This window comes from Pseudomonas sp. AL10 (assembly GCF_029960685.1).
Lineage (GTDB): Bacteria > Pseudomonadota > Gammaproteobacteria > Pseudomonadales > Pseudomonadaceae > Aquipseudomonas > Aquipseudomonas lactis.
Window position 1 is genome coordinate 263,401 of record NZ_JASBQZ010000003.1, and the last position, 15,902, is coordinate 279,302.

The window sequence follows — 15,902 nt, forward strand, 5'->3', positions numbered from 1 at the left end:
ACGGCCCGGCTGCGTGGGCCGGGCGTCCACATGATTTCAGAGCTTCAGGAGCTTTTTGCCTGGCGTTGCAGTTCGAGAGTTTCGAGCTCGTTTTTATAATTGTGGGCGTCGCTCTCGTTGTGAAACATGCCGACCAATACGTCTTGCTGATGGACATCCCAGATGTGAATCCCGTGGCCTACGGCTTCATGGGACATATGTTCATCGTCGCGTTCAGTTACTTTTACAGTCATCTGCTTGCTCCAATCTCTGGTTGATCTGCGGCAAGTCGTCGCAGGCCTCTGTTATATGATTTGTTAGCTTGCTAAGTAAACTGATTTTGCGCGCAATAATTCATTGCAGAAAGCGCAACAATGCTACAGGCCGCGTAAACCGAGGCATTGCGTCGCCACCTCCGGGGCTTTATGACAAAAGTTTCATGTTCAGGGCGGCTAGGTTGACCTCGGTATCGCTATCGCAGGCAAGCCAGCTCCCACCTTGAAATGCATTCCCCTGTGGGAGCTGGCTTGTCTGCGATAGCGGTAGTGGCCGCGCCTAAAATTCCAGGCAAAAAAAAGCCCCGCATTCAGCGAGGCTCTTTCCAGCACATCAGCCCAATCAGCTACCCTTGACGGCCTTACCGTCAACAGTGCCATCCTGCAGCATGATGTTGTATTCCTTGCCATCGGTCTCAACCTGACGCAGGGCAACCAGGATACCGCCCTGGTCCTTGGCAAACCACATCTGGGTGATGCGCTTGCTCTGGGACGGATCACGCACGCGCTCGACCTTGATCGCGTCGATCGAACCGACCTTAGTCTGGACCTTTTCCGAGCCGATCACGCGGAAGTCGTAGGTATCGGTATCGGTACCCTCAACCACGCGGTAGCTCATGCTTTTTTTGCCCGCGGCAACATCGCGTTGCAGAGCAAGCTGGTAGGTGGACTTGTCGAGCATGCCGCTTTCGAGCGTGACATTGACCGGGTCTTTGTTTTCAAAGCCGGTGACTTTTTTGGCGCTCTGGTCGAAATCCAGGTTGATCTTCTTCGCCTTGCCCAGGCCGCCGCGTTCGAAGCTGTAGCTCTTGGGTTGCAGGGTGTCCTTGTCGAACAGGATCACGCTGGTTTCGGTCAAGCTGGCGATCATCATCGAGGCCTTGAAATTCAAGGTCCAGGTACCGTCGCCATTCTTGGCCAGGCTGCGTTCAGCCGAACCGCTCATGGGCAGTTGTTTCCAGTCGGCGGTGTAGCTGACGGAGAAGGGGTGAAGGTCTGCCGCTTGTACGGCAGGCAAAGCGAACAGCGCAAAAGCGAAAAGCAGGGCGCGACGCATAAAATCTCCTAGGTTCGAATCAAGTGGCCGCTGGCCGCGAGTAACTGGCCGTCCAATAATGCACCCTGGTCGCCAAGAATCAACCGTCCTTCGGCAAACCAGCGAACAGCCAGCGGGTAAATCCTGTGTTCCTGGGTATGAACCCGTTGCGCAAGTGTCTGCGCCGAGTCGCCTGACTCTACCGGAACCACTGCCTGTACGACCAGAGGCCCGCCATCGAGTTCCTCGGTCACAAAGTGCACGCTGCAGCCATGCTCACTGTCGCCGGCGTCGAGGGCGCGCTGGTGGGTGTGCATGCCTTTGTACTTGGGCAGCAGGGAAGGGTGGATATTGAGCAGGCGCCCTTCGTAGTGCCGGACGAAATCTGCGCTGAGGATGCGCATGAAACCGGCAAGGACCACGAGTTTGGGGTTGAAGGCGTCGATCAGTTCGATCAAGGCGCTGTCGAAGGCCTCGCGACCGTCGAACGCCTTGTGATCCAGGGAGCGAGTATCGATACCCGCGTCACGGGCGCGTTGCAGACCGTAGGCGTCGCTGCGGTTGGAAATCACCGCAGCGATGCGCACCGGGCTGTCGCCGGTGCGCGTGCTGTCGATCAGGGCCTGCAAGTTACTGCCGGTGCCGGAAAGCAGCACCACGACATCACAGGTCTGGGGCATCAGTGAGCCTTGAGGTTCTTCAGTTCAACCTGGGCTGCGCCTTCGGCCGCAGTGGCGATCTGGCCAATGACCCAAGGTTGCTCGCCGGCTTCACGCAGCACGTTCAGTGCGGTTTCAACGTGTTCCTGCGCAACGCAGATCACCATGCCCACGCCGCAGTTGAGCACGCGGTGCATTTCGGTTTCGTTGACGTTGCCTTTTTCCTGCAGCCAATCGAAGACTGCCGGGCGCTGCCAGCTGGCCACGTCGACAATCGCCTGGGCGCCTTTTGGCAGGACGCGCGGGATGTTGTCCAGCAGGCCGCCACCGGTAATGTGGGCCATGGCCTTGACGGCGCCGGTGTCCTTGATCAGCTTGAGCAATGGCTTGACGTAGATGCGGGTCGGCGCCATCAGCAGGTCGGTCAGTGGCTTGCCGTCGAGCTGGATGTTCTCGATGTCGGCGCCGGACACTTCGATGATCTTGCGGATCAGCGAGTAGCCGTTGGAGTGCGGGCCGGACGATGGCAAGGCGAGCAGGGCGTCACCAGCAGCGACTTTGGAGCCGTCGATGATCTCGGCCTTTTCCACCACACCCACGCAGAAGCCGGCCAGGTCGTAGTCTTCGCCTTCGTACATGCCTGGCATTTCAGCGGTTTCACCGCCCACCAGGGAGCAACCCGACAGTTCGCAGCCCGCGCCGATGCCGGTCACAACCTGGGTAGCGGTCTCGACATTGAGCTTGCCGGTGGCGTAGTAATCGAGGAAGAACAACGGCTCGGCGCCGCACACCACCAGGTCGTTGACGCACATGGCGACCAGGTCGATGCCGATGCTGTCGTGCTTGTTCAGGTTCAGGGCCAGGCGCAGCTTGGTGCCCACGCCGTCGGTGCCGGACACCAGTACAGGCTGCTTGTAGCCGGCCGGGATTTCGCAGAGGGCGCCAAAACCGCCCAGGCCACCCATGACTTCAGGGCGCGCAGTGCGCTTGGCGACGCTCTTGATGCGTTCGACCAATGCTTCACCGGCGTCGATGTCTACACCGGCGTCCTTGTAGCTCAGGGAGGGTTGCTTGCTCATGATCCAGGCCTTTAGGGGGGATTTCTGGGTAACGACCGGGCGGGCGGGGGCTTTTGGAAAGGGCCCTGCCGTTGACGGTCTGCGAAGGCGCGCGATTTTATCAGGCTTGAGGGGCAGCGGCCATCCTCGGGCCGACGGGCAGGGCATATGAGCTCAAAAAAATGCAAATCGGGCCGGTAATCGTGCGTATTAAGGTATAGCCTTGAGCTCGCTAGCGTTATGACAGTATGAAAACTTACCGGGACCCTGTGAATGTTTTACCGGTCGCTGTGTCACAGCCTTGCCAAACCGAGATCACGCGGTCTGTTCCAACCGCTAAATTTGTCGTTCGGGAATCTTCCATGCGTCTGTGTAAATTCTTCTTTGTGGGCTGTTTGTCGTTGGTCAGCCTGGCGAGTCATGCCGAAACCCTCAATGGCCTCTATCAAGTGCTCGAACCGGTCAGCAGCCAGTCGCCCCAAGAGCGCGACCAAGCCACCCAGCGCGCCGTGCAGACCCTGGTGATCCGCCTGACCGGCGACGCCAAGGCCGCCGATGGCCCGGGCCTGGCGGCTATCCGCAAAGACCCGCAACAAATCATCAGCCAGTACGGCTACGACGCCGGCCCGCCGGAAAGCCTGCAAGTGGACTTCGACCCGGTCAGCACCGACCGTGCCTTGCGTGATGCAGGCCTGTCGATCTGGGGCAGCAACCGGCCGTCGATCCTGGGTTGGTGGCTGAACGATTCAACCGAAGGCAGCAGCCTGGTCGGCGATGGCCAGGCCGTGGCCCAGGCCCTGCGCCGGGCCGCGCAACACCGGGGGCTGCCGCTGCGCTTGCCGCTGGGAGACCTGGATGAACAGGTAGTTGCCACCGCGCCGAATCTTGAGAGTCCGGACGCCACGCCGTTGCGTGCAGCGTCCGAGCGCTACGGTGCCGATGCGTTGCTGGCGGTGCATGCGCGCCAGGAAGGCAGCCAGTGGCAGGCCAAATGGCGCCTGTGGCTGGGCGACAAGGCTGAAGAGGGCACCGCCCAAGGCGCTGACACTGCCGCGCTCGCCGACGCTGTCTTGCTGGCGGTCAGTCAAAAGCTGGCGCCACGCTTTGCCGTCAAGCCGGGCGTGAGCACTGAGCAACTGCTTGAAGTGCAAGGCATGAACCTGGAGCGCTACGCCGCCCTGGGTCGTTTGCTCGAGCCCTTTGGCGGCCAGCCGCAGTTAGTGGATGGCAACCGGATTGTGTATCGCGTCAATGGCAGCGCCGAACAACTGCGCACCCAACTGAGCCTGGCCAAGCTGCAGGAAATTCCTGCTGGCGAAGCCCCGGCCCAGCCAGCTGTGATCGATGGCGCGCAACCGGCTGCTGCACCTGAGCCTCAGGCGCAACTGCGTTTTCGTTGGTGAACGGTGTTCCTCCTTCTATATAGAAGAAGGGCGTAAATAACAGATGGAGTGGTTTATGGCGGATACGCGTCGTTGGGTGTGGCTTGGCGGGATTGTCCTGCTGTGCGTTTTTGTGTTCTTGCTGCATTCGATCCTGACGCCGTTCCTGGTGGCGCTGCTGCTCGCCTATCTGTTCGATCCGGTGGTGGATCGCCTGGAAAAAGTCGGCATGTCGCGCACCTGGGGCGTGATCACGGTGTTTGCGCTGTTCACGTTGATCATCACGGCGCTGGTGTTGATATTGGTGCCGATGTTGGCCAAGCAGCTGTTCCGCCTTTATGAACTGGCGCCGCAGATGCTCGACTGGTTGCAGCACACGGCAATGCCGTGGGCCCAGTCCAAGTTCGGGCTGGCAGATGGCTTCTGGAAGTTCGACAAGGTCAAGGCGGCCATCAGCGAGCATATGGACAAGACCACCGATATCGTCACGGTGGTGCTCAGCCAGGCAACCGCGTCGAGCCTGGCGCTGATCGGCTGGTTGACCAACCTGGTGCTGATCCCGGTGGTGGCGTTCTACCTGCTGCGAGATTGGGACATCATGATGGCCAAGATCCGCAGCCTGCTGCCCCGTGACCGCGAAGAGCGCGTGGTTTCACTGGCGGCGGAGTGTCATGAGGTGCTGGGCGCGTTCGTGCGCGGGCAGTTGCTGGTGATGCTGGCCCTGGGCGTGATTTACGCTGCGGGCCTGATGGCGATCGGCCTTGAGCTTGGACTGTTGATCGGCTTGATCGCGGGCCTGGCGGCCATCGTGCCCTACATGGGCTTTGTGATCGGCATCGGCGCGGCGTTGGTGGCGGGGCTGTTCCAGTTTGGCGGCGACCTGTACCCGATGCTGGGGATTGTCGCGGTGTTCATGGTCGGCCAGGCCTTGGAAGGTATGGTGCTGACGCCACTGCTGGTGGGCGATCGAATTGGCCTGCACCCGGTGGCGGTGATCTTTGCGATCCTGGCGGGTGGTGAGCTGTTCGGCTTTACCGGCATCCTGCTGGCGTTGCCGGTGGCGGCGGTGATCATGGTGCTGGTGCGCCATGTGCACGACCTGTACAAGGATTCGGACGTTTACACAGGGGTGGATGAGCCCGAGTTGTAATCGCAATGTCACAAACCCGGCCCTGGCCGGGTTTGTTGTTATTGGCGCCGGGTGCGTCAAACAATTCGCGTAAACCTGCGAGTTAACGCAAACCTTTGATTTTGCTTGTGGTCTGCTGCATTGTGCGCCCGGCGTCACGGGTATAAACTTTGCAAACTTTACACAGAGGCCACTAACGGTTCGATGGGAGCCGTTCAGTCAGCATGAAACCGATTCAGCTGCCCCTAGGTGTGCGTCTGCGTGATGACGCTACCTTTATCAACTACTACCCAGGCGCCAATGCCGCTGCACTCGGCTATGTCGAGCGGCTCTGCGAAGCCGACGCCGGGTGGACTGAAAGCCTGATTTATCTGTGGGGCAAGCATGGCGTGGGGCGCACCCACCTGCTGCAGGCCGCTTGCCTGCGTTTCGAACAGATGGGCGAACCGGCGGTGTACCTGCCCCTGGCAGAGTTGATGGACCGCGGCATCGGCATCTTCGATAACCTTGAGCAATACGAACTGGTGTGTCTCGACGACTTGCAGGCAGTGGCCGGCAAAGCAGAGTGGGAAGAGGCGCTGTTTCATCTGTTCAACCGCCTGCGCGACAGCGGCCGACGCCTGCTGATTGCGGCCTCTACCTCGCCCCGCGAGCTGCCGGTGAAGCTGGCCGACCTCAAGTCGCGGCTGACCCTGGCGCTGATCTTCCAGATGCGCCCGTTGTCCGACGAGGACAAGCTGCGTGCGCTGCAACTGCGTGCTTCGCGTCGTGGCCTGCACCTGACCGACGAAGTCGGGCACTTTATTCTCACCCGTGGCACCCGGAGCATGAGTGCGCTGTTCGATTTGCTTGAACAACTCGACCAGGCTTCTTTACAGGCGCAAAGAAAATTGACGATCCCTTTCCTCAAAGAAACCTTGGGTTGGTAAGGTCTTGATTTTCCATATGTCGGCATTTTCAAGGCGTCAGAAACCCTGCGTTTGAGCCTTAAGGGCTACGCAGCTGAAGCAATAAATGGAATCACGGCTTAGATGTCACGGTCGAAACGGGAAGTCACATAGATCACGATTGAATTTGCAAATCGATGTGATAGAGGGCATAGTCTCGGCTTCTTTACACATCAGCCACGGTCGTGCCCATGCTAAATCGCTTCGCACCCCTCGTGCCTCTCGCACTCGTTACCCTGTTGTTTGGTTGCGCCTCCCACCCTCAGCAGGTGGCAGAACAGCAAAAACCACAGGTTCAAAATCAGGCAAAGTTCGTTGCTGCACAGTCTGCTTCTGTTTATGAAGAAGAGGTGGCAACCGAAAAAGAACTCGCCGAGTTCTCCGACAGCAAGCCTTACCAGCTGCCACTTCTGGCCGACAGCATCCTTGAGCGCGGCATGTCCTTGATCGGTACCCGTTACCGTTTCGGCGGCACCTCGGAAGCCGGTTTTGATTGCAGCGGTTTCATTGGCTACCTGTTTCGTGAAGAAGCCGGTATGAACCTGCCGCGCTCCACGCGCGAGATGATCAACGTGAATGCACCGTTGGTCGCACGAAACAACCTCAAGCCCGGTGATCTGCTTTTCTTTAGTACCAGTGGCCGCGGTCGTGTCAGCCACGCCGGTATCTACCTGGGCGATAACCAGTTTATTCATTCCAGCAGCCGCCGCAGTGGTGGTGTTCGGGTCGATAACCTCGGTGACAGCTACTGGAGCAAAACCTTCATCGAAGCCAAGCGCGCACTCGCCATGGCCCCGACGACGGTTACCGCTAGTAAGTAAAGTTAAAGTGATACTTGAAGTTTGACGTGTAAGCGCTAGAATCCCTGGACATTGTTGTTATCCGTTCGCGCGAGCTTTGCTTGCGCGTTCTGGTTTTCAACGTTCGGCAGCGAAAGCCGCATCCAGACCAGGATTGTTCTGCACATGTCGACCTCGGCCCGCCTGATGCTTATTGTTTGCGCCGCGCTGCTCAGCGCCTGCGCCAGTCGCACACCGCCGCCCGCGCCCGTCGCGGTCAAGCCTAAGCCGGTGTTCAACTATGCCACCCAGAATTTCTCGCCAGCTGCCGAAGACGTGCTCTTTCGTGCGCTGGGCCTGGTCGGCACGCCTTATCGCTGGGGCGGCAACACACCGGACTCGGGTTTTGATTGCAGCGGCCTGATCGGCTTTGTATTCCGCGACGCTGCTGGCATCTCATTGCCGCGCACCACCCGTGAACTGATCGTGATGCGTGCCCAGGACGTCAGCGAACAAAACCTGCAGACCGGCGACCTGCTGTTCTTCGCCACCGGTGGTGGTTCGCGGGTCAGCCATGCGGGCATTTATGTGGGGGAGGGGCGCTTCGTACACGCGCCGCAAACCGGCGGTACGGTGAAGCTGGATACGCTATCCAAAGCGTATTGGCAGAATGCCTACCTGAGTGCCAAACGCGTGTTGCCAGGGAATCTGGCGCGTAACCCCTGAATCAATAAAACTCCAAAATGTGGGAGCGGGCTTGCCCGCGAATGCAGTGTGTCAGTCAACGGCTTAGTTGGCTGGGCCACCGTAATCGCGGGCAAGCCCGCTCCCACATTGGTATGTGGTTATTTACTTAACAGCCGACACCCGCCAAACCTTATTGCCCACATCATCGGCCACCAGCAAATCCCCCTGTTGATCTATCACCACGCCGACCGGCCGGCCCATGGCTTTCTCATCGCTATCAAGAAACCCCGTCAGCACATCCACCGGTTGCCCTTTCGGCTGGCCCCCTTCGAAGGGAACGAAAATCACCTTGTAGCCACTGTGCGGCTTGCGGTTCCAGGAACCATGCTGGCCGATAAATGCGCCATTACTGAAGGGGGCGGGCAGTTTGCTGCCCTCGGCGAAAGTCAGCCCAAGCGACGCGGTATGAGGGCCTACCGCATAGTCCGGAGCGATGGCCTTGGCGACCATGTCCAGGTTCTGCGGGGTCACACGCACATCCACATGCTGGCCGTAATAACTGAAAGGCCAGCCGTAGAAGCCACCATCCTTGACCGAGGTGATGTAGTCCGGCACCAGATCACTGCCGATCTCATCGCGCTCGTTGACCGCCGTCCACAGCTTGCCGCTCTGTGGTTCCCACGCCATGCCGTTGGGGTTGCGCAGGCCGGAGGCAAAAATGCGGTGCTGGCCGCTGGCGCGGTCGACTTCCCAAATGGCGGCGCGGCCCTGTTCGGCTTCCAGGCCGTTTTCGCCGACGTTGCTGTTGGAGCCGACGCTCACGTACAGCTTGCTGCCGTCCTGGCTGGCCACCACATTTTTGGTCCAGTGGTGGTTCAAGGGGCCACCGGGTAAATCCACCACCTTTGTGCCTGGGGAGGTGATTGCGGTTTCACCCGGCTGATAGGGGAAGCGCAGCAACTTATCCGAATCGGCCACATACAGGTCGTTGCCCACCAGGGTCATGCCAAACGGCGAGTTGAGATTCTCAAGGAACACCGTGCGAGTTTCTGCCACGCCATCATGATCGGCATCGCGCAGCAAGGTAATGCGGTTCGGGCTCTGCACCCCGGCGCCAGCGCGGTCCATGACTTTTTCCATCACCCAGCCACGTACGCCTTTGGCGTCGTCCGGTTTGGGCGGTGCATTGGTCTCGGCCACCAGCACGTCGCCGTTGGGCAGCACGTAGAGCCAGCGCGGGTGATCCAGGCCTTCGGCGAACGCAGCCACTTGGGTGCCTGCGGCCGCGATGGGCTTGGCGCCTTCGGGCCAGCCGATGGCCGGGGCGATATTGACGGTGGGGATCAGCGTCTTGTTCGGCTCCGGCAGCTTGGGCGAGGGGCCGGTGCCATCGGCGACCTGCAGGGTCGAGCTTTCGCCGCACGCAGCGAGGCTACCGGCGAACATGATCAGTAGGGCGAGTCGGGTTTTAGGCATGGTTTTCTCCTTGATACCTGTAGGGGTAGAGAAGCACGAACGGCGGATGGTTCAAGTCCAAGGCCAGCTTTAATTGACGCTCCACCCCCAACCCACTAACCTTCGCGGCTTGTTCCAGGTGCTCTGTGGCGTACGCGTCGACGGAGTGAAACAGGGAAGCCGGTGAGTGAGCGCACTTGTACACAGTGCTGCCGCGATTCCGGCGCTGCCCCCGCAACGGTAAATGAGTCAAGACGGTGCTGTTTGCCACTGTATCGCGTGCGATATGGGAAGGCGCACCCTCGGCTGCTTGCTATCAAAAGCGCCACTCATGAGCCCGGAGACCGGCCTGGATCATCCAACAGCATCACGGTGGGCGATGCTTGGCTGTCTGTTTTTTTTTCCTGCCCGCCGTTTTTGTCCAGCCCCAACGGAGAGCTGCCATGACTGATTCCCCCGAACGCGACGAACGCCACCTGGCGCGCATGCTGCGCAAAAAAGCCGTGATTGACGAGCGCATCGCCAATTCCCCCAACGAGTGCGGCCTGCTGCTGGTGCTGACCGGCAATGGCAAAGGCAAGAGCAGTTCGGCGTTCGGCATGCTGGCCCGAGCCATGGGCCATGGCATGCAATGCGGTGTGGTGCAGTTCATCAAGGGGCGTAACAGCACCGGCGAAGAATTGTTCTTCCGCCGCTTCCCCGAGCAGGTGCACTTTCATGTGATGGGCGAAGGCTTCACCTGGGAAACCCAGGACCGCCAGCGCGATATCGCCGCCGCCGAAGCGGCTTGGGCGGTGTCCCGGGCCATGTTGAATGACCCCTCCATCGGCTTGGTGGTGCTGGATGAACTGAACATCGCCCTCAAGCACGGCTACCTTGACCTGGACCAGGTACTCAGCGACCTGCAAGCGCGCCCGCCCATGCAGCATGTAGTGGTTACCGGCCGTGGCGCCAAGCCTGAACTGATCGAAATGGGCGACACCGTCACCGAAATGGGCATGCTCAAGCACGCGTTCCAGGCCGGTATCAAGGCACAGAAAGGCGTCGAACTTTGAATCAGCCCCGTCATTGCCCGGCCGTATTGATCGCCGCTCCGGCGTCCGGCCAGGGCAAAACCACGGTCACCGCCGCGCTGGCGCGTTTGCACCGCAACCTGGGACGCAAGGTGCGCGTGTTCAAATGCGGGCCGGACTTTCTCGACCCGATGATCCACGAGCGTGCCAGTGGCGCGCCGGTGTACCAGTTGGACATGTGGATGGTGGGCGAGCAGGAAAGCCGCCGTCTGCTCTGGGATGCGGCGGGGGAGGCCGACCTGATTCTCATCGAAGGCGTGATGGGCCTGTTCGACGGCACGCCTTCCAGCGCTGACCTGGCGCGACACTTCGGTGTACCGGTGCTGGGTGTGATCGATGGCACCGCCATGGCCCAGACGTTCGGCGCCCTGGCTTTGGGGTTGGCGCGCTATCAACCCGACCTGCCGTTCGCCGGCGTGCTGGCCAATCGCGTCGGCACCCTGCGCCATGCGCAATTGCTCGAAGGCAGCCTCACCGAGGGCTTGCGTTGGTACGGTGCATTGTCCCGCGAGACCGGCATCGAACTGCCCAGCCGTCATCTGGGCCTGGTGCAAGCCAGCGAACTGAATGATCTTGACGTGCGCCTGGACGCTGCCGCCCAGGCGTTGGGCAGCAGCTGCGAAGTGGCCCTGCCGCCGCCGGTGACCTTTGCCGCGCCCGAGGTGATCGAAGCCGAACCCTTGCTGGCCGGTGTGCGTATTGCCGTGGCCCGTGACGAAGCCTTTGCCTTTACTTACGGCGCCAGTTTGGATTTGCTGCGGGCGATGGGTGCGGAGCTGAAGTTCTTCTCACCGATCCATGATCGGCAACTGCCCGAAGCTGACAGCCTCTATCTGCCCGGCGGGTATCCAGAACTGCACCACCAGGCATTGTCGGCCAATACCGCGATGCTGGACGCCATTCGTGCTCATCACGCCGCTGGCAAACCGCTGCTCGCCGAATGCGGTGGCATGCTCTATCTGCTCGACTCGTTGACCGATGTGGAGGGTACACGCGCCGAACTGGTTGGCTTGTTACAAGGCGATGCGGTGATGCAGAAGAAACTCGCGGCCCTGGCGCTGCAAAGCGTTGAGCTGCCGGAGGGCACGTTGCGTGGGCATACCTATCACCATTCCCTGACCAGTACCGAATGGGCGCCGATTGCCCGTGGCCTGAGCCCTAACGGCGGGCGCGGGGCTGAAGCGGTCTATCGACAGGGGCGGATGACGGCGTCCTATGTGCACTTTTATTTTCCGTCGAATCCGGGCGCGGTGGCCGCGTTGTTCGCGCCCGACCTTGAGACCGCTATCGCGGGCAAGCCAGCTCCCACAGGGGAATGCATTCCAAATGTGGGAGGGGGCTTGCCCCCGATGAGGCCATGACTGACAACGCCTTCCCCGAGGCCGACCGCCAGGCCGTCTACCGCGCCATCGCCGAACGCCGCGACATGCGCCACTTCAGCGGCGGCAATGTCGCGCCTGAACTGCTGCAACGCCTGCTCCACGCCGCGCACCAGGCGCCCAGCGTCGGCCTGATGCAGCCGTGGCGTTTTATCCGCATCAGCGATCGCCCGCTGCGCAGCCAGATTCAACAGTTGGTGGAAGAAGAGCGCGTACGCACAGCCGAAGCATTGGGCGAGCGCTCCGATGCGTTCATGAAACTCAAGGTCGAAGGCATCAACGACTGTGCCGAGGTACTGGTCGCAGCGCTGATGGACGACCGCGAGCGCCATATCTTCGGGCGCCGCACCTTGCCGGAAATGGACATGGCCTCGCTCTCCTGCGCGATCCAGAACCTGTGGTTGGCGGCGCGCGTGGAAGGATTGGGCATGGGCTGGGTTTCGCTGTTCGATCCCCAGGCCCTGGCCGAGCTGCTGGGCTTGCCGCCCGGCGCAAAACCCCTGGCTGTGTTGTGCCTGGGGCCGGTGGCCGAGTTTTACCCGGCACCGATGTTGCAGCTGGAAGGCTGGGCCGAGCCGCGACCGCTAAGTGACATGCTGTATGAAAACACGTGGGGAGTGAGTCAATGAGTGTGGCCTTGCTGTGTGTGGCTGCGGTGGCGCTGGATGCGCTGCTGGGTGAGCCCAGGCGCTGGCATCCGCTGGTGGCGTTCGGCAATTTCGCCGGGCGCATCGAGCAACGCTTCAATAGCGGTGGGCGTGGCTGGCGCAGCCATGGCGTGACCGCGTGGTTTATCGCCGTGGTGCCGCTGACCCTGCTGGCCACGGCGTTGTCGTGGGCGCCCTATATCGGCTGGCTGCTGGAGATTATGGCGTTGTACTGCGCCCTGGGCATGCGCAGCCTGGGTGAGCACGTAACCCCAGTGACCCAGGCCCTGCGCCGTGATGATCTGGACGAAGCGCGCACCCGTGTGAGTTACCTGGTCAGCCGCCAGACCAGCGAACTGGACCGCACTGAAGTCGCCCGAGCTGCCACCGAATCGGTGCTGGAGAACGGCAGCGATGCGGTATTCGCCGCGTTGTTCTGGTTTGTGGTAGCCGGTGTGCCGGGCGTGGTGCTCTATCGCTTGAGCAACACCCTGGACGCCATGTGGGGCTATCGCAATGAGCGCTTTGAGCGCTTCGGCTGGGCAGCCGCCAGGATCGACGATGTGCTCAACTATATTCCTGCGCGTTTGGTGGCCTTAACCTACGCGTTATTGGGTAAAACCCGCCTGGCGCTCAAATGCTGGCGCACCCAGGGCCCGACTTGGGACAGCCCCAACGCCGGCCCGGTGATGGCGGCAGGGGCCGGCGCCTTGGGTGTGGAGCTCGGCGGCGCGGCGATTTATCACGGCGAGGTGCACCAGCGCCCGCCATTGGGCGAAGGCCCGCCGGCCGACGCCGATTCCATTGATCGCGGCTGGCAACTGGTGCAGCGCGGCGTATGGTTGTGGCTGCTGGTCCTGTGCGTGGGGGCGCAAATCTATGCTTGAACATGGTGGTCGGCTGCGTAAGGCCGCGATTGAGTACGGCATTGCCGAAGCGGATTGGCTCGACCTGTCCAGCGGCCTGGCGCCCTGGCCGTGGCCGATTCCCGAGATTCCCTTGCGTGCCTGGGCGCGCTTGCCGGAAACCGATGACGGTTTGGAGAAGGCTGCCAGCGAGTACTACGGCGCCGGCCCGTTGCTGCCGGTGCCGGGCTCCCAGGCGGCGATCCAACTGCTGCCGCGCCTGCGTCGTTCCGGCAAGGTCGGCGTGCTTTCGCCCTGTTACGCCGAGCACGCCGAAGCCTGGCGCCGCGCCGGTTATGTGGTGCGCGAAGTGCAGGAGCAGGAAGTCGACTTCTTTCTCGACAGCCTCGACGTGCTAGTCGTGGTCAACCCCAACAACCCCACGGGCTTGAGCCTGAGCCCGCAGCGCCTGCTGGATTGGCATGCGCGGTTGGCCCAACGTGGTGGCTGGCTGGTGGTGGACGAGGCGTTTATTGACGTAACCCCGGACTTGAGCCTGGCCAGCCATGCCGATCAGGTCGGCTTGATCGTGCTGCGCTCATTCGGCAAGTTCTTCGGCCTGGCCGGCGTGCGCCTGGGCTTTGTGCTGGCCGAGCGCAAGTTGCTCAAGCTGTTGGCCGAACAGGTCGGGCCCTGGGCCGTCAGTGGGCCGACGCGGGTGCTGGGCCAAGTGTGCCTGCGCGATACCGCCGGGCATGCGCGCCAGCGCAGTCGTTGCATCGCAGCCGGCCAGCGTCTGTTCGAGTTGCTTGAGCGCCGCGGCCTTCAACCTCACGGCGGCTGCGCCTTGTTCCAGTGGTTGATTACCCCCCACGCTGAACGGCTGTACGAATTCATGGCCCAGCGCGGCATCCTGCTGCGCCTGTTTGTGCACAACAGCAGCGTGCGCTTGGGCCTGCCCGACACCGACGCCGACTGGCTGCGCCTTGACGAAGCCCTGGCCGCCTACAAGGACGCCACATGACCACGTTGATGGTGCAGGGCACCACCTCTGACGCCGGCAAAAGCACCCTGGTGACCGCGCTGTGTCGCTGGCTGGTACGCCAGGGCGTCGCGGTGGCACCGTTCAAACCGCAGAACATGGCGCTCAACAGCGCGGTGACCGCCGAAGGCGGCGAGATCGGCCGCGCCCAGGCGGTGCAGGCCCAGGCCGCCAACCTGGCGCCCCACACCGACATGAACCCTGTGTTGCTCAAGCCCAACAGCGACACCGGCGCCCAAGTGATCATCCATGGCCGTGCCGTTACCAGCATGAATGCCGTGGCCTACCACGACTACAAAGCCATTGCGATGCAAGCGGTGTTGGCCTCCCACGCGCGCTTGAGTGAGGCCTACCCGGTGGTGATGGTGGAAGGCGCGGGCTCCCCGGCCGAGATCAACCTGCGCGCCAATGACATCGCCAACATGGGCTTCGCCGAGGCGGTGGACTGCCCGGTGCTGTTGATCGCAGACATCAATCGCGGCGGCGTGTTCGCCCATCTGGTCGGCACCCTGGAACTGCTGTCGCCCAGTGAGCAGGCGCGGGTCAAGGGCTTCATCATCAACCGTTTTCGCGGTGATATCGCGTTACTGCAACCCGGGCTGGATTGGCTCGAAGCGCGCACCGGCAAGCCGGTGGTCGGCGTGCTGCCCTACGTGATGGACCTGCACCTGGAGGCAGAAGACGGCATCGACCAGCGCCAGATCGACAAGGCCTCCCAGGTGCTCAAGGTAGTGGTGCCGGTGCTCCCGCGCATCAGCAACCATACCGACTTCGACCCGCTGCGCTTGCACCCCCAGGTGGATTTGCAGTTCGTCGGGCCGGGCCAGGCGATACCTGCCGCTGACCTGATCATCCTGCCGGGCTCGAAAAGCGTGCGCAGTGACCTGGCCTATCTGCGTGCCAATGGCTGGGACACCGCCGTAGCGCGGCATCTGCGTTATGGCGGCAAGGTGCTGGGGATCTGCGGCGGTTTGCAGATGCTCGGCGAGCACGTCCACGACCCGTTGGGTCTGGAAGGGCTCGCTGGCTCCAGTGCCGGCCTTGGGTTGCTGGCATTCAGCACCACCCTTGAACAAGAGAAACAACTGCGCAATGTGCGTGGGCGTCTGGTGTTGGAAGATGCTGAAGTCAGCGGTTATGAGATCCATGCGGGGGTAACTGCCGGTGCTGCCTTATCCAATGCTGCGGTGCTGCTGGATGATGGCCGCAGCGATGGCGCGCAGAGCCCCGATGGGCAAATTCTAGGCACCTACCTGCACGGCTTATTCGAGACCCCGGCAGCGTGCAGCGCCTTGCTGCGTTGGGCCGGGTTGCAGGACGTACAAGAGGTGAATTATCACGGCCTGCGCGAGCGCGATATCGAGCGCTTGGCGGACTTGGTGGAGCATCACCTGGATACCGATTTATTACGCAAGCTATGTGGGATCTGAAGATGTTTACACGACCCCATCGTGGGAGCTGGCTTGCCTGCGATAGCGCCCTGGCGGCCGCCTCATGTCCACCTGACGCACCACAATCTAACTGTGGGAG

Annotated in this window: 16 protein-coding genes and 1 riboswitch; of the genes, 11 read left to right on the top strand and 5 right to left on the bottom strand. The window is 61.6% G+C overall.

The window, feature by feature from the left end; genetic code table 11:
• Positions 1-44 precede the first annotated feature (44 nt).
• From QK296_RS05645 to purM, 4 genes are all read right to left on the bottom strand, one after another.
• On the bottom strand, positions 45-233 hold the full coding sequence (locus tag QK296_RS05645; RefSeq protein WP_003193064.1) for a hypothetical protein: 189 nt from the start codon (positions 231-233) through the stop codon (positions 45-47).
• Positions 234-597: 364 nt separating this feature from the next.
• Positions 598-1,311, bottom strand: coding sequence for a DUF3108 domain-containing protein (locus QK296_RS05650; protein ID WP_003193062.1), 714 nt, complete (start codon positions 1,309-1,311; stop codon positions 598-600).
• Between the two features lie 8 nt (positions 1,312-1,319).
• The gene (purN, locus tag QK296_RS05655) at positions 1,320-1,970 is read right to left on the bottom strand and encodes a phosphoribosylglycinamide formyltransferase (RefSeq protein ID WP_003193061.1); all 651 of its coding nucleotides are present in this window, start codon (positions 1,968-1,970) and stop codon (positions 1,320-1,322) included.
• Positions 1,970-3,028, bottom strand: a complete 1,059-nt coding sequence (purM, locus tag QK296_RS05660; RefSeq protein ID WP_014719398.1) for a phosphoribosylformylglycinamidine cyclo-ligase — start codon at positions 3,026-3,028, stop codon at positions 1,970-1,972. Before purM ends, purN begins: the two co-directional genes overlap by 1 nt.
• A 341-nt stretch (positions 3,029-3,369) precedes the next feature.
• On the opposite strand from purM, the gene QK296_RS05665 reads away from it, so the two are divergent.
• The 5 genes from QK296_RS05665 to QK296_RS05685 all read left to right on the top strand — a co-directional run bounded on the left by QK296_RS05665 (position 3,370) and on the right by QK296_RS05685 (position 7,970).
• Entirely contained in the window at positions 3,370-4,410 is a 1,041-nt protein-coding gene (locus QK296_RS05665) for a DUF2066 domain-containing protein (RefSeq protein WP_003193058.1), read from the top strand.
• 55 nt (positions 4,411-4,465) lie between these two features.
• On the top strand, positions 4,466-5,539 hold the full coding sequence (locus QK296_RS05670; protein WP_003193054.1) for an AI-2E family transporter: 1,074 nt from the start codon (positions 4,466-4,468) through the stop codon (positions 5,537-5,539).
• 203 nt (positions 5,540-5,742) lie between these two features.
• Complete coding sequence (gene hda, locus QK296_RS05675; RefSeq protein WP_003193052.1) at positions 5,743-6,447, top strand: DnaA regulatory inactivator Hda; 705 nt, start codon at positions 5,743-5,745, stop codon at positions 6,445-6,447.
• A 209-nt stretch (positions 6,448-6,656) separates the two neighbouring features.
• The gene (locus tag QK296_RS05680; protein WP_003193051.1) at positions 6,657-7,286 is read left to right on the top strand and encodes an NlpC/P60 family protein; all 630 of its coding nucleotides are present in this window, start codon (positions 6,657-6,659) and stop codon (positions 7,284-7,286) included.
• Positions 7,287-7,430: 144 nt separating this feature from the next.
• The gene (locus QK296_RS05685) at positions 7,431-7,970 is read left to right on the top strand and encodes a C40 family peptidase (RefSeq protein WP_003193049.1); all 540 of its coding nucleotides are present in this window, start codon (positions 7,431-7,433) and stop codon (positions 7,968-7,970) included.
• A gap of 123 nt (positions 7,971-8,093) precedes the next feature.
• On the opposite strand, the gene QK296_RS05690 is transcribed toward QK296_RS05685, so the two are convergent.
• The gene (locus tag QK296_RS05690; RefSeq protein WP_034136135.1) at positions 8,094-9,407 is read right to left on the bottom strand and encodes a sorbosone dehydrogenase family protein; all 1,314 of its coding nucleotides are present in this window, start codon (positions 9,405-9,407) and stop codon (positions 8,094-8,096) included.
• A 99-nt stretch (positions 9,408-9,506) separates the two neighbouring features.
• A riboswitch (cobalamin riboswitch) is annotated at positions 9,507-9,754 on the top strand.
• A 75-nt stretch (positions 9,755-9,829) separates the two neighbouring features.
• Between QK296_RS05690 and cobO the strand changes: the two genes are divergently transcribed.
• The 6 genes from cobO to QK296_RS05720 are packed head-to-tail and all read left to right on the top strand — an operon-like array spanning position 9,830 to position 15,802.
• Positions 9,830-10,441 carry a cob(I)yrinic acid a,c-diamide adenosyltransferase gene (cobO, locus tag QK296_RS05695; RefSeq protein ID WP_003193046.1) on the top strand — a complete coding sequence of 204 codons (612 nt, stop codon included), beginning with the start codon at positions 9,830-9,832 and terminating at the stop codon, positions 10,439-10,441.
• On the top strand, positions 10,438-11,820 hold the full coding sequence (locus QK296_RS05700; protein ID WP_137205164.1) for a cobyrinate a,c-diamide synthase: 1,383 nt from the start codon (positions 10,438-10,440) through the stop codon (positions 11,818-11,820). The genes cobO and QK296_RS05700 overlap by 4 nt, the downstream gene beginning before the upstream one ends.
• Positions 11,817-12,467 carry a 5,6-dimethylbenzimidazole synthase gene (bluB, locus tag QK296_RS05705; RefSeq protein ID WP_034136132.1) on the top strand — a complete coding sequence of 217 codons (651 nt, stop codon included), beginning with the start codon at positions 11,817-11,819 and terminating at the stop codon, positions 12,465-12,467. Before QK296_RS05700 ends, bluB begins: the two co-directional genes overlap by 4 nt.
• Positions 12,464-13,372, top strand: a complete 909-nt coding sequence (gene cbiB, locus QK296_RS05710) for an adenosylcobinamide-phosphate synthase CbiB (RefSeq protein ID WP_137205165.1) — start codon at positions 12,464-12,466, stop codon at positions 13,370-13,372. The genes bluB and cbiB overlap by 4 nt, the downstream gene beginning before the upstream one ends.
• A complete protein-coding gene (cobD, locus tag QK296_RS05715) occupies positions 13,365-14,354 on the top strand; it encodes a threonine-phosphate decarboxylase CobD (protein ID WP_094774031.1) in 990 nt (329 codons plus the stop codon). Before cbiB ends, cobD begins: the two co-directional genes overlap by 8 nt.
• Complete coding sequence (locus QK296_RS05720) at positions 14,351-15,802, top strand: cobyric acid synthase (RefSeq protein WP_003193038.1); 1,452 nt, start codon at positions 14,351-14,353, stop codon at positions 15,800-15,802. Before cobD ends, QK296_RS05720 begins: the two co-directional genes overlap by 4 nt.
• Positions 15,803-15,902: the final 100 nt, after the last annotated feature.